Origin of the sequence: Pseudofrankia asymbiotica (assembly GCF_001983105.1) — a bacterium.
Classification (GTDB): domain Bacteria; phylum Actinomycetota; class Actinomycetes; order Frankiales; family Frankiaceae; genus Pseudofrankia; species Pseudofrankia asymbiotica.
The window spans coordinates 33,530-48,740 of record NZ_MOMC01000071.1; the positions used below are offsets into that span (position 1 = coordinate 33,530).

The window sequence follows — 15,211 nt, forward strand, 5'->3', positions numbered from 1 at the left end:
GTTCTAAAGGTGCCGCTTGTAGAGCTTGACGGACAGCGGCGCGAACACCGCGATGACGATCACACAGGCGATCAGCGTCCAGCCCGCCTCGGCGGACACGTGCGCGTGGTTGGCCAGGTCCCGGTCCGCGGAGACCAGGTGGGAGACCGGGTTGACCTTGACGAACGCGGCCAGCCAGCCCGGCAGGGTGTCGATGGGCACGAACGCGTTCGACAGGAACGTCAACGGGAACATGATCATCATGGAGATGCCCTGGACGCTCTGCGCGCTGCGCGCGACGGTGCCGAGGCAGGTGAACACCCAGGCCAGCGACCAGCCGGTGACGACCGCGAGCAGGATCGCGCCGACCACGCCGAGCACACCACCGCCGGGTCGGTAGCCGAGCGCCAGGCCCATCCCGAAGGTGATCGTCGCGGCGATCGTGTAGCGGAGCAGGTCGGCGACCATCGGCCCCGCGAGCGGCGCGATCCGGGCCATCGGCAGCGACCGGAACCGGTCGAAGACGCCCTTGTCGATGTCCTCGCGCAGCTGGGTGCCGGTGGCCATGCTGGTCGTYAGGACCGTCTGCGCGAGGATGCCGGGGATCATCAGCGGCAGGTAGCCCTTCACGCTGCCGGAGATCGCCCCGCCGAAGATGTAGGCGAACATCGCCGTGAACAGGATCGGCTGCAGGGTCACGTCGAAGAACTGTTCCGGGTTGCGCCGCATCTTCTTGGTGGCGCGCCAGGCCATGGTCATGATCTGGCGGAACGTGTCCGCCGCGCTGGGCCGGCTCTGGGCGCGGGCGACCGCCGCCCCGGAGTCGATGGTGATCGTGGTCATCGGGCCACCTCCTGGGGGGTCTCCTTGTGCATCTGCCCGGGCACGCTCGCGTCCGCCTGCTTGTTCTCGTCCTCGTCCTCGCCGGTGTCGTGGCCGGTGAGCGCGAGGAAGACCTCGTCGAGCGTCGGCTTGTCGACGCCCACCGAGGAGAGGTGGACGCCCGCCTGGCGCAGCCCGATCAGCACGTCGGCCACCCGGTCGGCCGTCTCGAGCGCGACGTTGAGCTGACCGGACTCCGGGGTCAGGACCGGCTCCTCGCCGAGCTGGCGGCGCACCACGTCGGCGGCCAGGGAGAAGTCGGCGCCGGGGGCGAGGCGCAGCTGCAGCGTCAGGTTGCCCACCGAGGTCTTCAGCTCGTCCGGGGTGCCCTCGGCCACCTTGCGGCCACGGTCGATCACCGCGATCCGGCCGGCGAGCTGGTCGGCCTCGTCGAGGTACTGCGTGGTCAGCAGGACGGTGCACCCGCTGGCGACCAGGTCGCGGATGGTCTCCCACATCTGCCCGCGCGTGCGGGGGTCGAGGCCGGTGGTCGGCTCGTCGAGGAAGATCAGCGGAGGCCGGGTGATCAGGCTCGCGGCCAGGTCGAGCCGCCGCCGCATGCCACCCGAGAACTGTGAGATCCGCTTGTCCGCGGCGTCCGTGAGGCCGAACTGCTCGAGCAGCTGGGCGGCGGTGTCCCGGGACCGGCGCGAGCTCAGGCCCTGCAGGCGCCCGAACATCCACAGGTTCTCGGTGGCGGTGAGGTTCTCGTCGACGGAGGCGTACTGGCCGGTGACGCCGATCAGCTGCCGTACCCGGTGCGGCTCCCGGCGGACGTCGACGCCGAAGATGGACGCCTCGCCCTCGTCGATCTTGAGCAGCGTCGCCAGCATCTTCAGCATGGTCGTCTTGCCGGCCCCGTTGGGACCGAGCACGCCGAAGATCTCGCCCTCCCCGATGTCAAGATCGATGCCGTCGACGGCTCGGACATCGCCGAACGCCTTGACCAGACCACGCGCGTTGACCGCGGCTGTCATGGAGTGCTCCTTCCGGACCGTTCTCTGGTGGCCGGCCCTGGGAACGACTCTGTGGGCGACCGGTTTCACCGTGACCTCAGCACGGTTTCACGGACGTCCGACCGTTTCACCGACGCCTGCTCGGTTTCACGGCTGCCCGGCCGGTTTCACGGAAGCCTGGCCGGGCGTGCGGCCACGGCCGGTCCGGCCTGCTCCGCTGGTCCGGCCGCCTGCGCTGGTCCGGCCGCCTGCGCTGGTCCGGCCGCCTGCGCCGAGGGGCCTTGGGCGGCTTGCGTCCGCCGCTCCGGTGCGGTGGCGGCGACGAGCAGGAATGCCACCGCGGCGAGCAGGGCGGCCGCGGCCGGTATCGCCGAGGCGCCGGCCAGGTCGAGGGTCACCCCGCCGAGGGCCGCGCCGAGCGCGGATCCGAGGTAGATGGCGGACCCGTTGAGGCCGAGCGCGACGGTGGCGACATCCGGGGCGACGACGAACAGCCTGTGCTGCTGCGGCGTGATGGTCAGCCCGCCGAAGGCCCCGACCGCGAAGACGAGGGCCAGAGTCGGCACGTACCAGGAATGCGCCGGGACCAGCAGGCCATCCAGCACGGCGACACCGCCGACGCCGACCAGCAGCACCGGCAGCGCGCCGCGGCTGTCGACCACGCTTCCCACCAGTCGGTTGCCGAGGACGGCGCCCAGCCCGGAAGCCAGCAGGACCACGACCAGCCGGCCACCCGTGCCGGACCCGCCGAGGACCGCGGGAAGGTAGGAGATCAGCACGAAGGCCGGCGCGACCACGGCGACCGTCCCGGCCAGGACCGCGAGTACCGCGGGCCGCGTCAGCACGCCCAGCCGGGTGCGCATCGACGTCGGTGGGACGTGCGCCCTCGGCAGTCTCGGCACGGCGAACGCGGTGAGCGCCGCGAGCGCGGCGATGGTCCAGAGCACCACCCGCCATCCCCACCACTGCCCGATCAGCACGCCGAACGGAACTCCCAGCACCGTGGACAGCGAGGTTCCCGCGGTGACGGCGGCCAGAGCGCGGCCGCGCCGCTGCGCGCTGGCCAGCAGGCCGGCCATGACGTAGGCGTTGGACTGGAAGGCGGCGGCGCCGACGGCCGCGACGACCCGGCCGGCCGCCATGACGGCGAACGAGGTGGCGAGCGCCTGGCCCGCCATGCCGAGCAGGAACAGCGCGAGCCCCCCACCGAGCAGGACGCGCCGGTCCCAGCGGCCGGTAAGGGTCGCGATGATCGGCGACCCCAGCGCGTAGGTGACGGAGAAGATCGTGGTGAGCTGGCCCGCCGTGGACACGCTCACGGACAGATCGGTGGCGATCCCGGGGAGCAGGCCGCTCAGCACGAACCCGTCAACGCCCAGCACGAAGGCCCCGGCCGCCAGCACGCCGAGCTGCCAGCCCCGCAGCCCCTCGCTGGGCATCGCCGTACTTCCATTCGATGCTTGTCGAATCGTCACAGTGTGAGGCTAGGGGTAACGTTCGACGGATGTCAAAGTATTTGGATCGGCGGTACTGGGGTCGGCGCGTCAGCCGACCGAGCGGCTGACCGGGGCGGCCCACCGTGCCTCGACAGCTTCCGCAGCCAAGCCGCGACTCGCTTGACCTGATCACGATCCTGGCCGCGCTGGCCGATCCGGTCCGGCTCACGCTGATGCGGGCGATGTACACGCGGCCGGGCGCGGATGACTGTGCCGCCGTCGCCGACGGGATCGAGGTCGGCGCGCCGACGATCTCCCACCACTACCGCGTGCTGCGCGAGGCGGGACTGACCACGACCACCGTCGAGGGACGCCGTCGGGTCGTCACGATCCGCCGCGAGGATCTCGAGGCGCGGTTCCCGGGTCTGCTCGCCGCCGTCCTGGCTCCGGAGCCGGCCGACCAGCCCGCTCGCGCCTGAGGCGGCCAGGCTGCCCGAACTGTCCCGGCAAGTGGCTTGACTAGGTTGCTAGCATGCTAGCATTGACCTCGTGGGTGACGAGGACGTCAAGCAGTTCAACGTGTATCTGCCGGTCGGGCTGATCAAGCAGGTCAAGCACCATGCCATCGAATCGGGCCTGTCCCTGTCGGCACTGGTCGCTGAGGCGTTGCGTGCCTATCTCGACGACGCCCCGAGGTCACGACAGCAATCGTCTGGAACGGAGACCTGAACATGACGACCGAAGGAATCGAAGCCGTGTTCCTGGAGACCCACAACTGGGGAAAGGCGGCGGGGTTCTTCCAGACGCTGGGCTTCGAGCTCGAGTTCTCGACTGACCACAACTCCGGCCAGCTCCGCAACGGCGACRGCCCCTACGTCTTCATCGCGGAAATCCCCGCGGACCGGGAGCCCCAGATGCAGGTGGTGCTGAAGGTGCCCGCCGCGGAGACGTTCCGTCCCGACCCCGCCATCGAGGTGGTCGMGCCGTTCGAGGAGACCCATTTCGGGACCGCCATGATGACCGTCCGGGATCCCGACGGGCGGCTGTGGAGCCTCCAGGCGCCGGCCGGGAAGTGACGCGCCCGGAGAAGGGAGAATGGACGCGCCCGGAGAAGGGAGAGATGGACGGCATGGCGGACATCCCCATGGAGGAGCCGGACGGCACCGCGGTGCGGACCGCGCTCTGGCGGGCTATGCACGTCCAGGTCGACGCGCCGCCGCACGTGCTCGCCGACGAGGTCGGCCTGCGGCTGGTGGCTCCCGGCGACGGCTGGCGCGCCCGCCCCGACATGGACCCGCTGGCCACCAGGGGGTTCCGGGCCTCCATGGTGGCTCGTGCCCGCTTCATCGAGGACCTGGTCGCCGAGCGGGCTCGTCACGGTGTCTCCCAGTACGTCATCCTGGGCGCCGGCCTCGACACCTTCGCCCAGCGCGAGCCGGCGGCCGCGAGCCGCCTGACGGTGTTCGAGGTCGACCGGCCCGGTCCTCAGGGCTGGAAGCGCCGGCGCCTGATCGAGCTCGGCCATGGCATCCCCGACTGGCTGCGGCTGGTGCCGGTCGACTTCGAGGCGGACGGGGACTGGCTGAGGCAGCTGTCGGCCGCCGGCTTCGATCCCGCGCGGCCGGCGGTCGTCGTCTCCACCGGCGTCACCATGTATCTCACCCGGCAGGCGACGGCGGCGACCCTGCGCCAGATCGCCGAGCTCGCCCCAGGCTCGACCTTCGCCATGACGTTCCTGCTGCCGATCGACCTGGTCGACAAGGCCGATCGCGCCGGGCTCGAGGCCTCGAAGAAGGGCGCGCAGGGTTCGGGAACGCCGTTCRTGAGCTTCTACGCGCCGGACGCGATGCTGGCGCTGGCGCGCGAGGCGGGCTTCGGGGACGTCCAGCACGTGGCGGGAGCCGAGCTCGCGAGGCGTTACTTCGCCGACCGGACCGACGGCCTGCGCCCATCGAGTGGCGAGGACCTGCTGGTGGCCAGTACCTGACCCCGGCGGCCACGCCGCGACGGCCGGTGAGACGCTTTGCGCCGACCATCTTCTCGCGTGGCCCAGATCCGGTGCGATCGTCCGAATGCCGACGCGGCGTCGAGCTCCTCAGCCTCGCGTAAGCCGTACATGATCTGGTGTGATCCTCGGCGCCACAGCTCCCAGGATCACACCAGATCATGAAATGCGCCATCGCCATCGCCATCGTTGTCGCTGTCGCTGTCGCTGTCGCTGAACCGTCTATCCTGAACCTTCAGGGCCGGATCGTCAGGGGACTGCCGTCGTCGGCGGCGATGGCTCGCCGTCGCCCGGCGGGTCGCCGGGTTGGGTGTCAGGTTCGCTCGGCGAGAGTGTCGGCGACGAGGGCATTGGCGTGGCCGTGGCCAAGGCTGTGTTCCGCCTTGAGCCAGTTGACCAGTTCCATGTGCCGCGTGAGTTCGCTCGCCCGAATGATCGTCTTCCATTCGGCGATCGGCCGGCCGTACTTCTTCTCGATCGATGGGAAATAGGACGCCGGTCCCTTGACCCTGGCGGCGGTGGTTTCGGTAGCCATCGGGTAACTCCCGCTCCTGTGCGGGCGCCCGGCTGGCAATCCGCCGGCACGTTCACCTACTCAGACCGGCTGACCCGCCCGGACTCATCGGTCGTCCGCGCCTCGATCATCACCCGGCCGGTTCCTGTTTGGGGCGCCTCAGCCCTGCCTGGGGTGCGTCAGCGAGTTGGTGATCTCCGTCAGATCCCGGATGAGCCGCTGTGCGCTCGCCACGTCGATGCCGTACAGCGGGAAGACGCGCTCGGGTATACCGGCGGCCTTCGCGCGCATCGCCTGGCCGGTCTCGGTGAGGGTGATGAGGACGCGGCGTTCGTCCTCGGGATCGCGGGCCCGGTCGGCCAGGCCGACGTCCTCCAGCCGCTTGAGCAGGGGAGTGAGGGTGCCGCTGTCGAGGTGCAGCCGTGCCCCGATGTCGCCGACCGTGAGCGGTTCGGTCGCTTCCCAGAGCACGAGCATGGTCAGGTACTGCGGGTAGGTGAGGCCGAGCTCGGCGAGGAGCGGGCCGTAGCCGCGGATCGAGGCACGGCTGGCGCTGTACAGCGCGAAGCAGAGCTGGTTCGCGAGCTCCAGCTGGGGTAGGCGATCCGCCATGGTCAGACGGTAGCAGGCTTCTCTTGCGTCTTTGAATTGTGCGCAATATTATTGCACACTGTAGATACGAGATGCTCTGTAGATCGGGAAGGGAGCTGGACCAGATGGACGCTCTTTACACGGCGACCGCCACCGCGTCGGGCGACGGTCGTAACGGTCACACCGAGAGCGACGACGGCCTGCTCGCGCTTGACGTCCGGATCCCGAAGGAGATGGGCGGGCCTGGTGGTGCGACCAATCCCGAACAGCTGTTCGCCGCGGGCTACGCCGCCTGCTTCCACTCGGCTCTCAAGCTCGTCGGCACAGCGGAGTCGGCCGACCTCACGGGCTCCGAGGTCTCGACCAGCGTGTCCCTCGGAGCCCTGCCGCAGGGCGGGTTCGGCCTGGCCGTCGCGATCGTCGTACATGCGCCCAACCTCGACCTCGAGACCACGGCGGCGCTCATTCGCAAGGCGCACGACGTGTGCCCCTACTCGAACGCGATCAAGGGCAACGTGGAGGTCACACTCGACGCCGTCTGACGCGTTCGGCCCCCAGTAGCCCGTGCGGGCTGCGCGTGAACCCGCCGGCTGAGGCGAGCCCGTCGGCCAGGGCGAGCCCGCGGGCCACGGCCAGCACGGGATCTCGGCTCGATCGGAGCCGCGGCCGGGCGGTCCATGGCTGCGCGCCCGCTCGCCCGCGCGTTGACGACCGGTCCGAGGGCCCCGCTCGTCGCATGGGCCAGCGCCGGGTTGCCCGGGCGCCTGGAAGCGCGAACGGTGGGAACATGGTGCTTTCGGGAAGGTTGGTGAGTGAGCCGAGCTCGCCGCCGCGGCGAGAGTGGGTCGGGCCTGGTCCGGCCGCCGGCGGCGCGGCCGGCGGTCCGGCGCTGTCCCGCCGCGTTTTTCTTGTCGTCGCGGCGCTTCTCGGCTGTGCCGGCACGGCGACTTTCGCGGTCAGCGCCGCGCTGTCCGGGACCGCCCGGCTGTGGGCGATGTACCTGACGCCGTGTGTGGAGTACCTGCTCGTCGCCGGCTGGGCGACCTGGCGCGGGCTGCGTGCCCGCCCGCCGGTCAGCGGGAGTCCTGGAACGCGTCCCCGCGGCGGCGACCGCTGGGCCGCCGAGCGTAGGTGGCGCCTGCTGATCGCCGCGATGATGGCGCTCGCGGCGGCCAGCAGGACGATCTCGCTGGTGGACCTGGCATCCAACGGGCCCTCCTGGCCGGGGCCGCTGCCCGCGGTCATCCTGCTCGTGGTCGCGCCGCCGCTCGGCATCGCGGGACTGCTGCTCATCCCCACCGAACCCGCGCACCCGGCGCTGGCGGCGCGCCCCGTCCAGATGAGCCTTCCAGGCAGGGCCGGCGCGGCGGTGCCCGGAGGAGGCGGCCGGCGAGCCCACAAGTGGACGGCTCAGCTCGTTCTGGACACCCTGCTCATCGTCGGCTCGATCGCCCTCGTCGTCTCGGTGGGGCCGCTCGCGGGGCTCATCCACGGCGACCACCTGCCCGGCGAGGGTGCCTGGCTGGCCGCCGCGCAGGTCGTCATGCTGGCCCTGGAGATGGTGCTGGTCATCCTGCTCGCGGCCTTCCGCAGACCGCGCAACGTGCCGGCGGTGACGCTCCTGGCGGTCGGCCTGATCTCCGTGTCGATCTCACACGCGGTCATGAGCTACCTCAGCGCGACCGGCGCCGAGCCCGGGCCGCGGGCCTTCCTCGGCTACATCTTCGGCCCGCTCCTGTTCGCGCTCGCCACGGCCGCGCCCGAGGACCTCTTCCGGGCCGCCCGCCGCCGCCCCGTCGCCTCGGCGGCTCGGCCGTCCCCGCGAACCGCGGCGGGCGGCGCTCGTGTCCCGCCTCCGGCGGCCCTGCCGGAACGGCTGGCGCTGTGGGCGCACGTCTTCCTGCCCTATGTCCCGCTGGGCGCGGCGGCCGGGGTCGTGGTCGGCCTGCTCGCGGTGGGCAGGACCCTGGACACGGTGGCGGTGGCGCTCGCGGTCGTCCTCGTGGTGATCGTCCTCGTCCGCCAGCTGCTCACCGTCGCGCAGAACACCCGGCTCCTGGCCAGCGTCGAGGTCAGCCAGCGTGAGCTGTCCTACCAGGCCTGGCGCGACGCGCTGACGGGCCTGGCCAACCGCGCGGCGTTCGCCGACCTGCTGGCCGCGCGCGTCGCCGCCAGAAACAGTGCCCTACCGCTCGTGGCGGGGGCGTCACCGGATCATGACCGTCCGTGGGACGGGCGGACGGCGAGGCGTGGCGGCGCGGAGCCGGCACGCCTCGCCCCCGCCGAGGCCGAGGCGCCTGCCACACCCGCCGCGTCCGCCGGCGACGGCTCCCCGGGGCAGCTGGCGGTGTTGTTCTGCGACCTCGACGACTTCAAGGACGTCAACGACTCGCTGGGGCACGCCGCCGGTGACGAGCTGCTGACCGCGGTGGCGCGCCGCCTGCGGGCGAGTGTGCGCGACGAGGATGTCGCCGCGCGGATCGGTGGCGACGAGTTCGCGATCCTGTTGGGCGGGCCAACGGCGGACGCCGCCGGCGCGGTGGCCACGGCCGAGGACGGCACCACGCCCGTGACGGACACCGAGGGCGCCCTGGGAGACGACGCCGCCCGGGACGACCTGCCCGTGCGGGTGGCGCGGCGGGTCGTCTCGGCGATGAGCCGGCCGTTCGAGATCGATGGCCGACGCTGTCGGGTGCACGCGAGCGTCGGGCTGGCCGTCGAGGACGGTCCCGGACCGGTCGACGCCGAGGACCTGCTACGCCGCGCCGACGCGGCGATGTACACGGCCAAGCGTGGGGGCAAGGGCCGGCTGGTCGTCGCCCGCTCGCCCGGACGGTGACGACGCGGGCGACGACGTTCCCGGGGCTAACCGGTGGAACCGGCCCGGCGGTAGGCGAGGCCGGCCGCGTTCGGGTTGCCCTGCTCGTCGTACAGGCCGGTGAGGCTGCCCGGCGTCGCGGGAAGGGCGAACCAGGCATACCGGCTCAGGAACGGAAGGCCTTCCAGCATCGTCGTCGAGGCGGTCACGAAATCCGCCTGCTGCTGCGTCGAGGGTGCTTTGGCGGTGCCGGTGGAGAAGTCCAGCAACGCGTACTCGGTCAGCCAGATCGGCAGGTGGTATCGGTTGTAGACGGCCTGCAGATATGTCCTGAGCTGGTCAACCGCGCGGGACGTGTTGAAGTCACCGCCGTACCAGTGCAGCGTGATGAAGTCGACCCGGTAGCCGCGCTGCTTCGCCCCGGTCATGAACCGGTCCAGCCAGCCACCCTGGTCGGCTCCGCCATAGGCAACGGCCGGGCTGCCGAGCCGCTTACCGGTCGCCTRCAGCTGCGGCCAGAGGTTCAGCGCCGCGTCGACCGTCATGTTCGCCTGGCCGCCCAGGTCCGGCTCGTTGAAGCCCAGCAGGGTGTCGCCCTGGGCGGAGGCCTGCCCGAGATTGGCCGCGGTGACCGACCCCGCACCCCAGATCATGGGGACGAACTGGGCCCCCGATGGCGCCTTCGCGCTTCCCGGAGTAGCCGCCCAGTTGTAGTACCAGGTCACTCCCACATCGTTCAGCGCCTTCTGCAGGCCGCCGAAGTTCCAGATACTGATGCCCTTCTTACCCGAGCCCGCGGCGGGCGGTGGGGGCGGCGGGGCGGCGGGCGACGAGCTCGGGGCCGCGGTGGTCGGTCTCACCGACGCGGTCGGGGACGACGCGGGCCCGGACGGCGACGATGAGCCCGTGGTCGCCGGAGCCGACGCGGTCGGGGGCCGCGAGGTGTTGGACGCCGTCGGGACGGTTCCCGGGCCGCCGGGGGCGACCGTCGTACCCGGGCCCGACGCACCGGGTGTCCCAGAGCTGGGCAGGCATCCCGCGACGGCGATGGCGGTGGCCGCGATGACGGCGCTCAACCCCAGGCGGGCCCCGCCTCCGCGCTTCGACCAGCGCTGACGAGGCCGCGTGCGCGTCCCGCGCGCCGCCGCGGGGCGGACTCGGGCGTCCGTCGTCGTTTCCTGGGCGCAGTCTTCCCTGGTGCCGTCCGCGGCGAGCTCCGGACAGGGGCCGGACCCGTCGTTTTCCTGCATAGCCTCTCCTCACCTTGGTGACGAACTGGCTGTGCATCCGGCCGATCCCAGGCCCCGGGGGCGATGCCCCCTTCGGCGCGAACACCACAAAGCGGTCAAGCGCGCCCATTCTTCCATGGTCAGCGGGGCGGTTGACGGCCGGCCACCGCCGCCCGGAGACCCCAGGCGGGCCGGTGCGGCGCTCCTCGTAGGGTCGGTGGCGGTAACGGCCCGAACCGGGATAGACGGTAGGTAACGATGCGAGTGCTGGTGGCGACACTTCCCGAGCTGAGCCACGCCCTTCCGGCGGTGCCGTTGTGCTGGGCGTTGCGAGCCGCCGGCGCCGACGTTCTGGTGGCGAGCGGCGGAGACGTGGTCAAGGTCGCCGGCGCGGGTCTTCCGGTGGCCGATCTCCTGCCTGGCCGTGGCATCGCTGACTTCCTCCGGGCCTTCGACCTGGCCGCACTGACCGGTCCGAACGACGCTCCGCCCGCGGACCCGCTCACCCACCAGGGGGCGACCACTCACCAGAAGCCCGCCGAGACACCGCCGGCTCGGCCGGAGCCCGCCATGCCTCCGCGGGTGTCCATGCGGGATGAGCTGGCCGAGGCTCCGTCGTACGCCGGTTTCCTGCCGCGCGTCAGCCAGATGCTGCCCGAGGCGGACATCGCCGAGCTTTTCGAGATGATGCACGGCTTCGTCGCGCTCGCCGAGCGGTGGCGGCCTGACGTGATCGTCTACGGGCCGATGACCGTCGGCGCGCTGGCCGCCGCCGCGAAACTGGGCGTCCCCGCCGTCGAGCATGGCTTCGGTTTCCTGCGCACCGCCGGCATCGACGGTCTGCTGCGCACCCTCGGCGCCGACGTGTTCGACCGGCACGGGGTGGACCTGCCGGCCGACCGGTACGCGATCGACGTCGCGCCGCCCAGCATGCTGGCCGAGGAACCGCAGGGCTGGTCCATGCGCTACATCCCCTACAACGGCGGCGCCACGGTGCCCGACTGGCTCTCCGAGCCGCCGGCCCGCCCGCGGATCGCCGTGACGCTCGGCAATCTGATTCCCGAACTGTCGCGGTCCGGCGGGAACGGCGTCGTCGGGCGGATCCTCGACCGGGCAGGCAGCGTCGACGCCGAGTTCGTGCTGGCGCTGGGCGCCTTGGAACCGGGCGTACTCGGGAAGCTCCCGGACAACGTGCGAGCCATCGGCTACACGCCGCTGACCCAGCTGCTGCCCACCTGCGCGGCGGTCATCCATCACGGCGGTGCTGGCACCTGCATGGGCGCGCTCGACGTCGGTATCCCGCAGCTGGTCATCCCGCACCTGTTCGACCACCAGCACACCGCCGACCTGGTGGTGAAGCGCGGCGTGGGCATGGCGCTCGACCTGTCGGCCGACCCCGACCTGCCGGTCAGTGTCCTGGACGCGCTGGTGGCGGACGAGCAGCTGCGTACCCGTGCCCGGGAGGTCCAGGCGGAGATGCACGCCATGCCGACCCCCGTCGAGGTGGCGAAGCGGCTGTTCGAGCTCGTCTCCGCCTGACCTGGGTGCCGCCACGGGGGCGGTCCCCGTGGCGGCACCTCCAGATGAGGTGGGCCGGCGACTCACTCGCGGATGCCTGGAGCTTGTCGAAGTCGAGCGTCCCGGCGGCCTTCTCCAGGATCTCCTCGGGCTTGCGCACATCGGCCTCGAGGTAGACCGTGGCTCCTTCAGGCGTACTGGTCAGCAGCGTGCGGGCCTGAATGAGCACCAGGGGGTCTTTGTCGACGTAGACGATCCGGCTCTCGGGCGCGATCCGCTGGGCGACCCCATGAGTGTTGTTCTCGGTCGGCAGCCCGGTACCGATGTCGAGGAACTGACGGATTCCCGCCTCCTCGACGAGGAAACGCACCACCCGGACCAGCGCCCTCCGTGACTCCCCGGCGATGGCGACGATTCCGGGATACGCGGTGATCGCGGCCTCGGCGACCTCCCGGTCCGCCGGGAAATTATCCGTGCCGCCCACCCGGTAATTCCAGATCCTGGCGCCGTGCGGGATGTTCGGGCTGTGGCCAGGGTCGGCCTCGGCTGGCGTCGGCTCGTCGGTGCTCATGAGCGACTTCTGCGCTGGCAGGACGTACCGACGGATCGGGTACGCCTGGATGGGCCGTGCGTGCCCGGAAGGTGACTGTACCGACGCGCGGAACGCCGCTTCCATGTCCGAAAGCGCATGGGCGGTCGACGGTGTGTGGCCCGTTCGGGGGTCACTCCACGGGTCTTCCGGCACTTGCGTGCGCCGCCTTGTTCGCGCTCACGCTCCGCCGGTCGTGGATACACGCAGAGTATTCAGGGTGTGAGCGGTGAAGTTGCGCAATGAAACCGTACCGAAACCGCGTCGCCTATTTCTTGTCCCGGCCGGACCAGTACGTTCACGCGATCGGGCAAGACTCCTGTCGGACGTGACCCCGGCTATGCTGTGAACGCCGCACCACTTCCGGCACTTCTGGTGGACCGGCGACAACGGGGGAGCGGCGACGCCCCGATAATCTGACATCCGACTTTCGGGCGAGCGAATCGAGGGAACCAGGCGTGGCTGTTCCGGGGGGCGGCGGACCGACCGTGCGTCGTATCCTGCTCGGCTCCCAGCTGCGGCGGCTCCGGGAGAGCAAGGGGATCGGCCGCGAGGAGGCTGGCTACCACATCCGCGCCTCCGAGTCGAAGATAAGCCGGCTGGAGCTGGGCCGAGTCAGTTTCAAGAAACGTGACATCGAGGACCTGCTCACGCTGTACGGCGTGACTGGCGACGACGATCGCGCGCAGGTGCTGGCGCTGGTCCACGCGGCCAACGAACAGGGCTGGTGGCAGCCCTACTCCGATGTCCTCCCCACCTGGTTCCAGCCTTATATCGGCCTGGAGGAGTCGGCCTCGCTCATCCGGACCTACGAGCTTCAGTTCGTTCCCGGCCTGCTCCAGACCGAGGGCTACGCGCGCGCGGTCATCGCCGGCGGCAACAGGGGGGCTTCCCGAGAGGTCATCGACGGGCGGGTCGACGTTCGGATGAACCGACAGAAACTGCTGACCAGGCCGGACGCCCCCCGCGTGTGGGCAGTGATCGATGAGGCCGCGCTGCGCCGGCCCATCGGCGGCTCAAAGGTCGCGCGGGCGCAGATCGAGCATCTTCTCGACCTGACGGACCACGCGCAGCTGACCCTGCAGGTGGTGCCGTTCGCCGTCGGCAGCCACGCGGCCGACGGCGGAGCCTTCAGTATCCTGCGCTTCCCCGACGCCGACATGACCGACGTCGTCTACCTGGAGCGGCTGTCCGGCGCCGTCTACCTGGACAAGCGCGAGGACGTGGACCGGTACGCGATCGCGATGAACCGGCTGAGCCTCGACAGCTGCACCCCGGAGAAGACGGTCGACGTACTCCGTACGATCGCCGCCGCCCTCTAGCCGACACTTCACTGTCGAGGAGGCTGACATCGAGGACGTCGTCCGCCGGATCTACGCCGCCCGCCGCTGACGGTGCGCTGTCTCCGCGGCGACCTTCATGATCGTCGCGGACGTGTTGTCGCGGTGGCGATGTGACCGGATCCGCGACCGCGGCGACACGGTGGTGGTGACCTACCGGTCGCGGGCTGGCGGGTGAACGTGGGCAGGCCGCCCCGGCAGGTGGATCTGACGCACCGTCAGATCCGGCGTGCCAGACTTCGGAACCGACCGGCTGGCGCGGTGGAAGGTGGCGACCTCATGTCCCAGGTACCGACGCACGGCGAGGAGTCAACTGAGTCAACCGGGCCGGCGGCGCCAACGGAGCCGGCGGAGGCGAAGCCGGTTCTGTCGCTCGGGCTTCCCCCCAACGCCCGGGTGGTCGAGTACGCCAGGCTGGCTGAACGGCTGGGCTATCACCGGTTGTGGCTGTTCGACTCGCCCGCGCTGTACGGCGACCTGTGGATGGCGCTCGGCCGAGTCGCCGAGGCGACCGAGCGCATCGGGCTCGGGACCGGGGTGGCGGTGCCCAGCCTGCGTCACCCGATGGTCACCGCGGCCGCCATCGGCACGGTAGAGGAGCTCGCCCCCGGCCGCCTCACCTGCGCGTTCGGCACTGGCTTCACGGCCAGGGTGGCGCTGGGACGTCCCGCGATGAAGTGGGCGGATCTCGCTCGCTACGTCCGCCAGGTGCGTGCCCTGCTCGCGGGCGAGGTCACCGAGATCGACGGGGCRCCGGCGCAGATGCTGCACCCCCCGGGCTGGGGGCCGTCCCGTCCGCTGACCACACCGCTGTGGGCCGCGCCAATGGGACCCAGGGGTTTCGCGACCGCGCGGGACCTCGACGTCGACGGCGTCATCTTCCCTGGCATCCCCGACGTACCGCTCACCGAGTGGAAGTCGCGGGCGCTGCTCGCGCACGGAACCATCCTGCGCCCCGGTGAGGACCACACCAGCGCCCGGCTCGTCGAGGCCGTCGGGCCGTGGTTCGCGACCAGCTTCCACGGCGCCTGGGAGCTTTACCCACATGTCCTCGACAGCCTCCCCGGCGGTCTGGAGTGGCGAGCGGCAATGGAGGCCAGCCGGCCCGTCGCCGAGCGTCATCTCGCCGTGCACGAGGGCCACGTCGTCACCCTCACCCAGGCCGACAGCGCCGGCATCGCCGCCGCCGGCCCGGCTATCCTGGGCACTGGTTGGACCGGTGACGCCGCCTCCATCCGGGCGCGGACGCGCGAGGCGGGCGCCGCGGGGGTCACCGAGGTGGTCTACACGCCGTCCGGCCCCGACATCCTGGCCGAGATCGAGGCGTTCGCCGCCGCGGTCAGGACCTGAACGG

The 15,211-nt window shown here is 71.2% G+C and carries 16 protein-coding genes and 1 pseudogene; 10 read left to right on the forward strand and 7 right to left on the reverse strand.

What is annotated here, in order from left to right:
- Window positions 1-3: 3 nt before the first annotated feature.
- The 3 genes from BL253_RS30715 to BL253_RS30725 all read right to left on the reverse strand — a co-directional run bounded on the left by BL253_RS30715 (window position 4) and on the right by BL253_RS30725 (window position 3,256).
- Window positions 4-822, reverse strand: coding sequence for an ABC transporter permease (locus BL253_RS30715; protein ID WP_076820807.1), 819 nt, complete (start codon window positions 820-822; stop codon window positions 4-6).
- A complete protein-coding gene (locus tag BL253_RS30720) occupies window positions 819-1,838 on the reverse strand; it encodes an ATP-binding cassette domain-containing protein (RefSeq protein WP_076820808.1) in 1,020 nt (339 codons plus the stop codon). The genes BL253_RS30715 and BL253_RS30720 overlap by 4 nt, the downstream gene beginning before the upstream one ends.
- A gap of 146 nt (window positions 1,839-1,984) precedes the next feature.
- On the reverse strand, window positions 1,985-3,256 hold the full coding sequence (locus BL253_RS30725) for an MFS transporter (RefSeq protein WP_198946464.1): 1,272 nt from the start codon (window positions 3,254-3,256) through the stop codon (window positions 1,985-1,987).
- Between the two features lie 140 nt (window positions 3,257-3,396).
- Between BL253_RS30725 and BL253_RS30730 the strand changes: the two genes are divergently transcribed.
- The 4 genes from BL253_RS30730 (at window position 3,397) to BL253_RS30745 (ending at window position 5,240) form a co-directional block, all read left to right on the forward strand.
- Window positions 3,397-3,732, forward strand: a complete 336-nt coding sequence (locus tag BL253_RS30730) for an ArsR/SmtB family transcription factor (RefSeq protein WP_076820810.1) — start codon at window positions 3,397-3,399, stop codon at window positions 3,730-3,732.
- Window positions 3,733-3,802: 70 nt separating this feature from the next.
- Window positions 3,803-3,982: a ribbon-helix-helix domain-containing protein gene (locus tag BL253_RS30735; RefSeq protein WP_076820811.1), complete on the forward strand. Its 180-nt coding sequence runs from the start codon at window positions 3,803-3,805 to the stop codon at window positions 3,980-3,982.
- A 2-nt stretch (window positions 3,983-3,984) separates the two neighbouring features.
- A complete protein-coding gene (locus tag BL253_RS30740) occupies window positions 3,985-4,329 on the forward strand; it encodes a VOC family protein (protein ID WP_076820812.1) in 345 nt (114 codons plus the stop codon).
- 53 nt (window positions 4,330-4,382) lie between these two features.
- Window positions 4,383-5,240, forward strand: coding sequence for a class I SAM-dependent methyltransferase (locus BL253_RS30745; protein WP_076820830.1), 858 nt, complete (start codon window positions 4,383-4,385; stop codon window positions 5,238-5,240).
- Between the two features lie 331 nt (window positions 5,241-5,571).
- On the opposite strand, the gene BL253_RS30750 is transcribed toward BL253_RS30745, so the two are convergent.
- On the reverse strand, window positions 5,572-5,793 hold the full coding sequence (locus BL253_RS30750) for a DUF4287 domain-containing protein (RefSeq protein ID WP_076820813.1): 222 nt from the start codon (window positions 5,791-5,793) through the stop codon (window positions 5,572-5,574).
- A gap of 138 nt (window positions 5,794-5,931) precedes the next feature.
- Window positions 5,932-6,384 (reverse strand): MarR family winged helix-turn-helix transcriptional regulator, encoded by a 453-nt coding sequence (locus tag BL253_RS30755; RefSeq protein ID WP_076820814.1) that lies wholly within the window; start codon window positions 6,382-6,384, stop codon window positions 5,932-5,934.
- A gap of 104 nt (window positions 6,385-6,488) precedes the next feature.
- On the opposite strand from BL253_RS30755, the gene BL253_RS30760 reads away from it, so the two are divergent.
- Together BL253_RS30760 and BL253_RS43070 are read left to right on the forward strand one after the other, a co-directional pair.
- Window positions 6,489-6,905: an organic hydroperoxide resistance protein gene (locus tag BL253_RS30760; protein ID WP_076820815.1), complete on the forward strand. Its 417-nt coding sequence runs from the start codon at window positions 6,489-6,491 to the stop codon at window positions 6,903-6,905.
- A 266-nt stretch (window positions 6,906-7,171) separates the two neighbouring features.
- Window positions 7,172-9,202, forward strand: coding sequence for a GGDEF domain-containing protein (locus BL253_RS43070; protein ID WP_076820816.1), 2,031 nt, complete (start codon window positions 7,172-7,174; stop codon window positions 9,200-9,202).
- Between the two features lie 26 nt (window positions 9,203-9,228).
- On the opposite strand, the gene BL253_RS44175 is transcribed toward BL253_RS43070, so the two are convergent.
- The gene (locus BL253_RS44175) at window positions 9,229-9,906 is read right to left on the reverse strand and encodes a glycoside hydrolase family protein (RefSeq protein ID WP_241835297.1); all 678 of its coding nucleotides are present in this window, start codon (window positions 9,904-9,906) and stop codon (window positions 9,229-9,231) included.
- A gap of 49 nt (window positions 9,907-9,955) precedes the next feature.
- Between BL253_RS44175 and BL253_RS44180 the strand changes: the two genes are divergently transcribed.
- The gene (locus BL253_RS44180; protein WP_241835298.1) at window positions 9,956-10,297 is read left to right on the forward strand and encodes a hypothetical protein; all 342 of its coding nucleotides are present in this window, start codon (window positions 9,956-9,958) and stop codon (window positions 10,295-10,297) included.
- Between the two features lie 800 nt (window positions 10,298-11,097).
- Window positions 11,098-11,877: pseudogene (locus BL253_RS44185) on the forward strand (nucleotide disphospho-sugar-binding domain-containing protein); the annotation flags it as partial.
- Here the strand turns inward: BL253_RS44185 and BL253_RS30780 are convergent.
- Window positions 11,819-12,499, reverse strand: coding sequence for an SAM-dependent methyltransferase (locus BL253_RS30780; RefSeq protein ID WP_241835299.1), 681 nt, complete (start codon window positions 12,497-12,499; stop codon window positions 11,819-11,821). The pseudogene BL253_RS44185 and the gene BL253_RS30780 sit on opposite strands and share 59 nt — an antisense overlap.
- A gap of 476 nt (window positions 12,500-12,975) precedes the next feature.
- Here BL253_RS30780 and BL253_RS30785 point away from each other — a divergent pair, with 476 nt between their 5' ends.
- Window positions 12,976-13,839: a helix-turn-helix domain-containing protein gene (locus BL253_RS30785; protein ID WP_076820819.1), complete on the forward strand. Its 864-nt coding sequence runs from the start codon at window positions 12,976-12,978 to the stop codon at window positions 13,837-13,839.
- A 297-nt stretch (window positions 13,840-14,136) separates the two neighbouring features.
- On the forward strand, window positions 14,137-15,207 hold the full coding sequence (locus BL253_RS30790; protein WP_081438867.1) for an LLM class flavin-dependent oxidoreductase: 1,071 nt from the start codon (window positions 14,137-14,139) through the stop codon (window positions 15,205-15,207).
- Window positions 15,208-15,211: the final 4 nt, after the last annotated feature.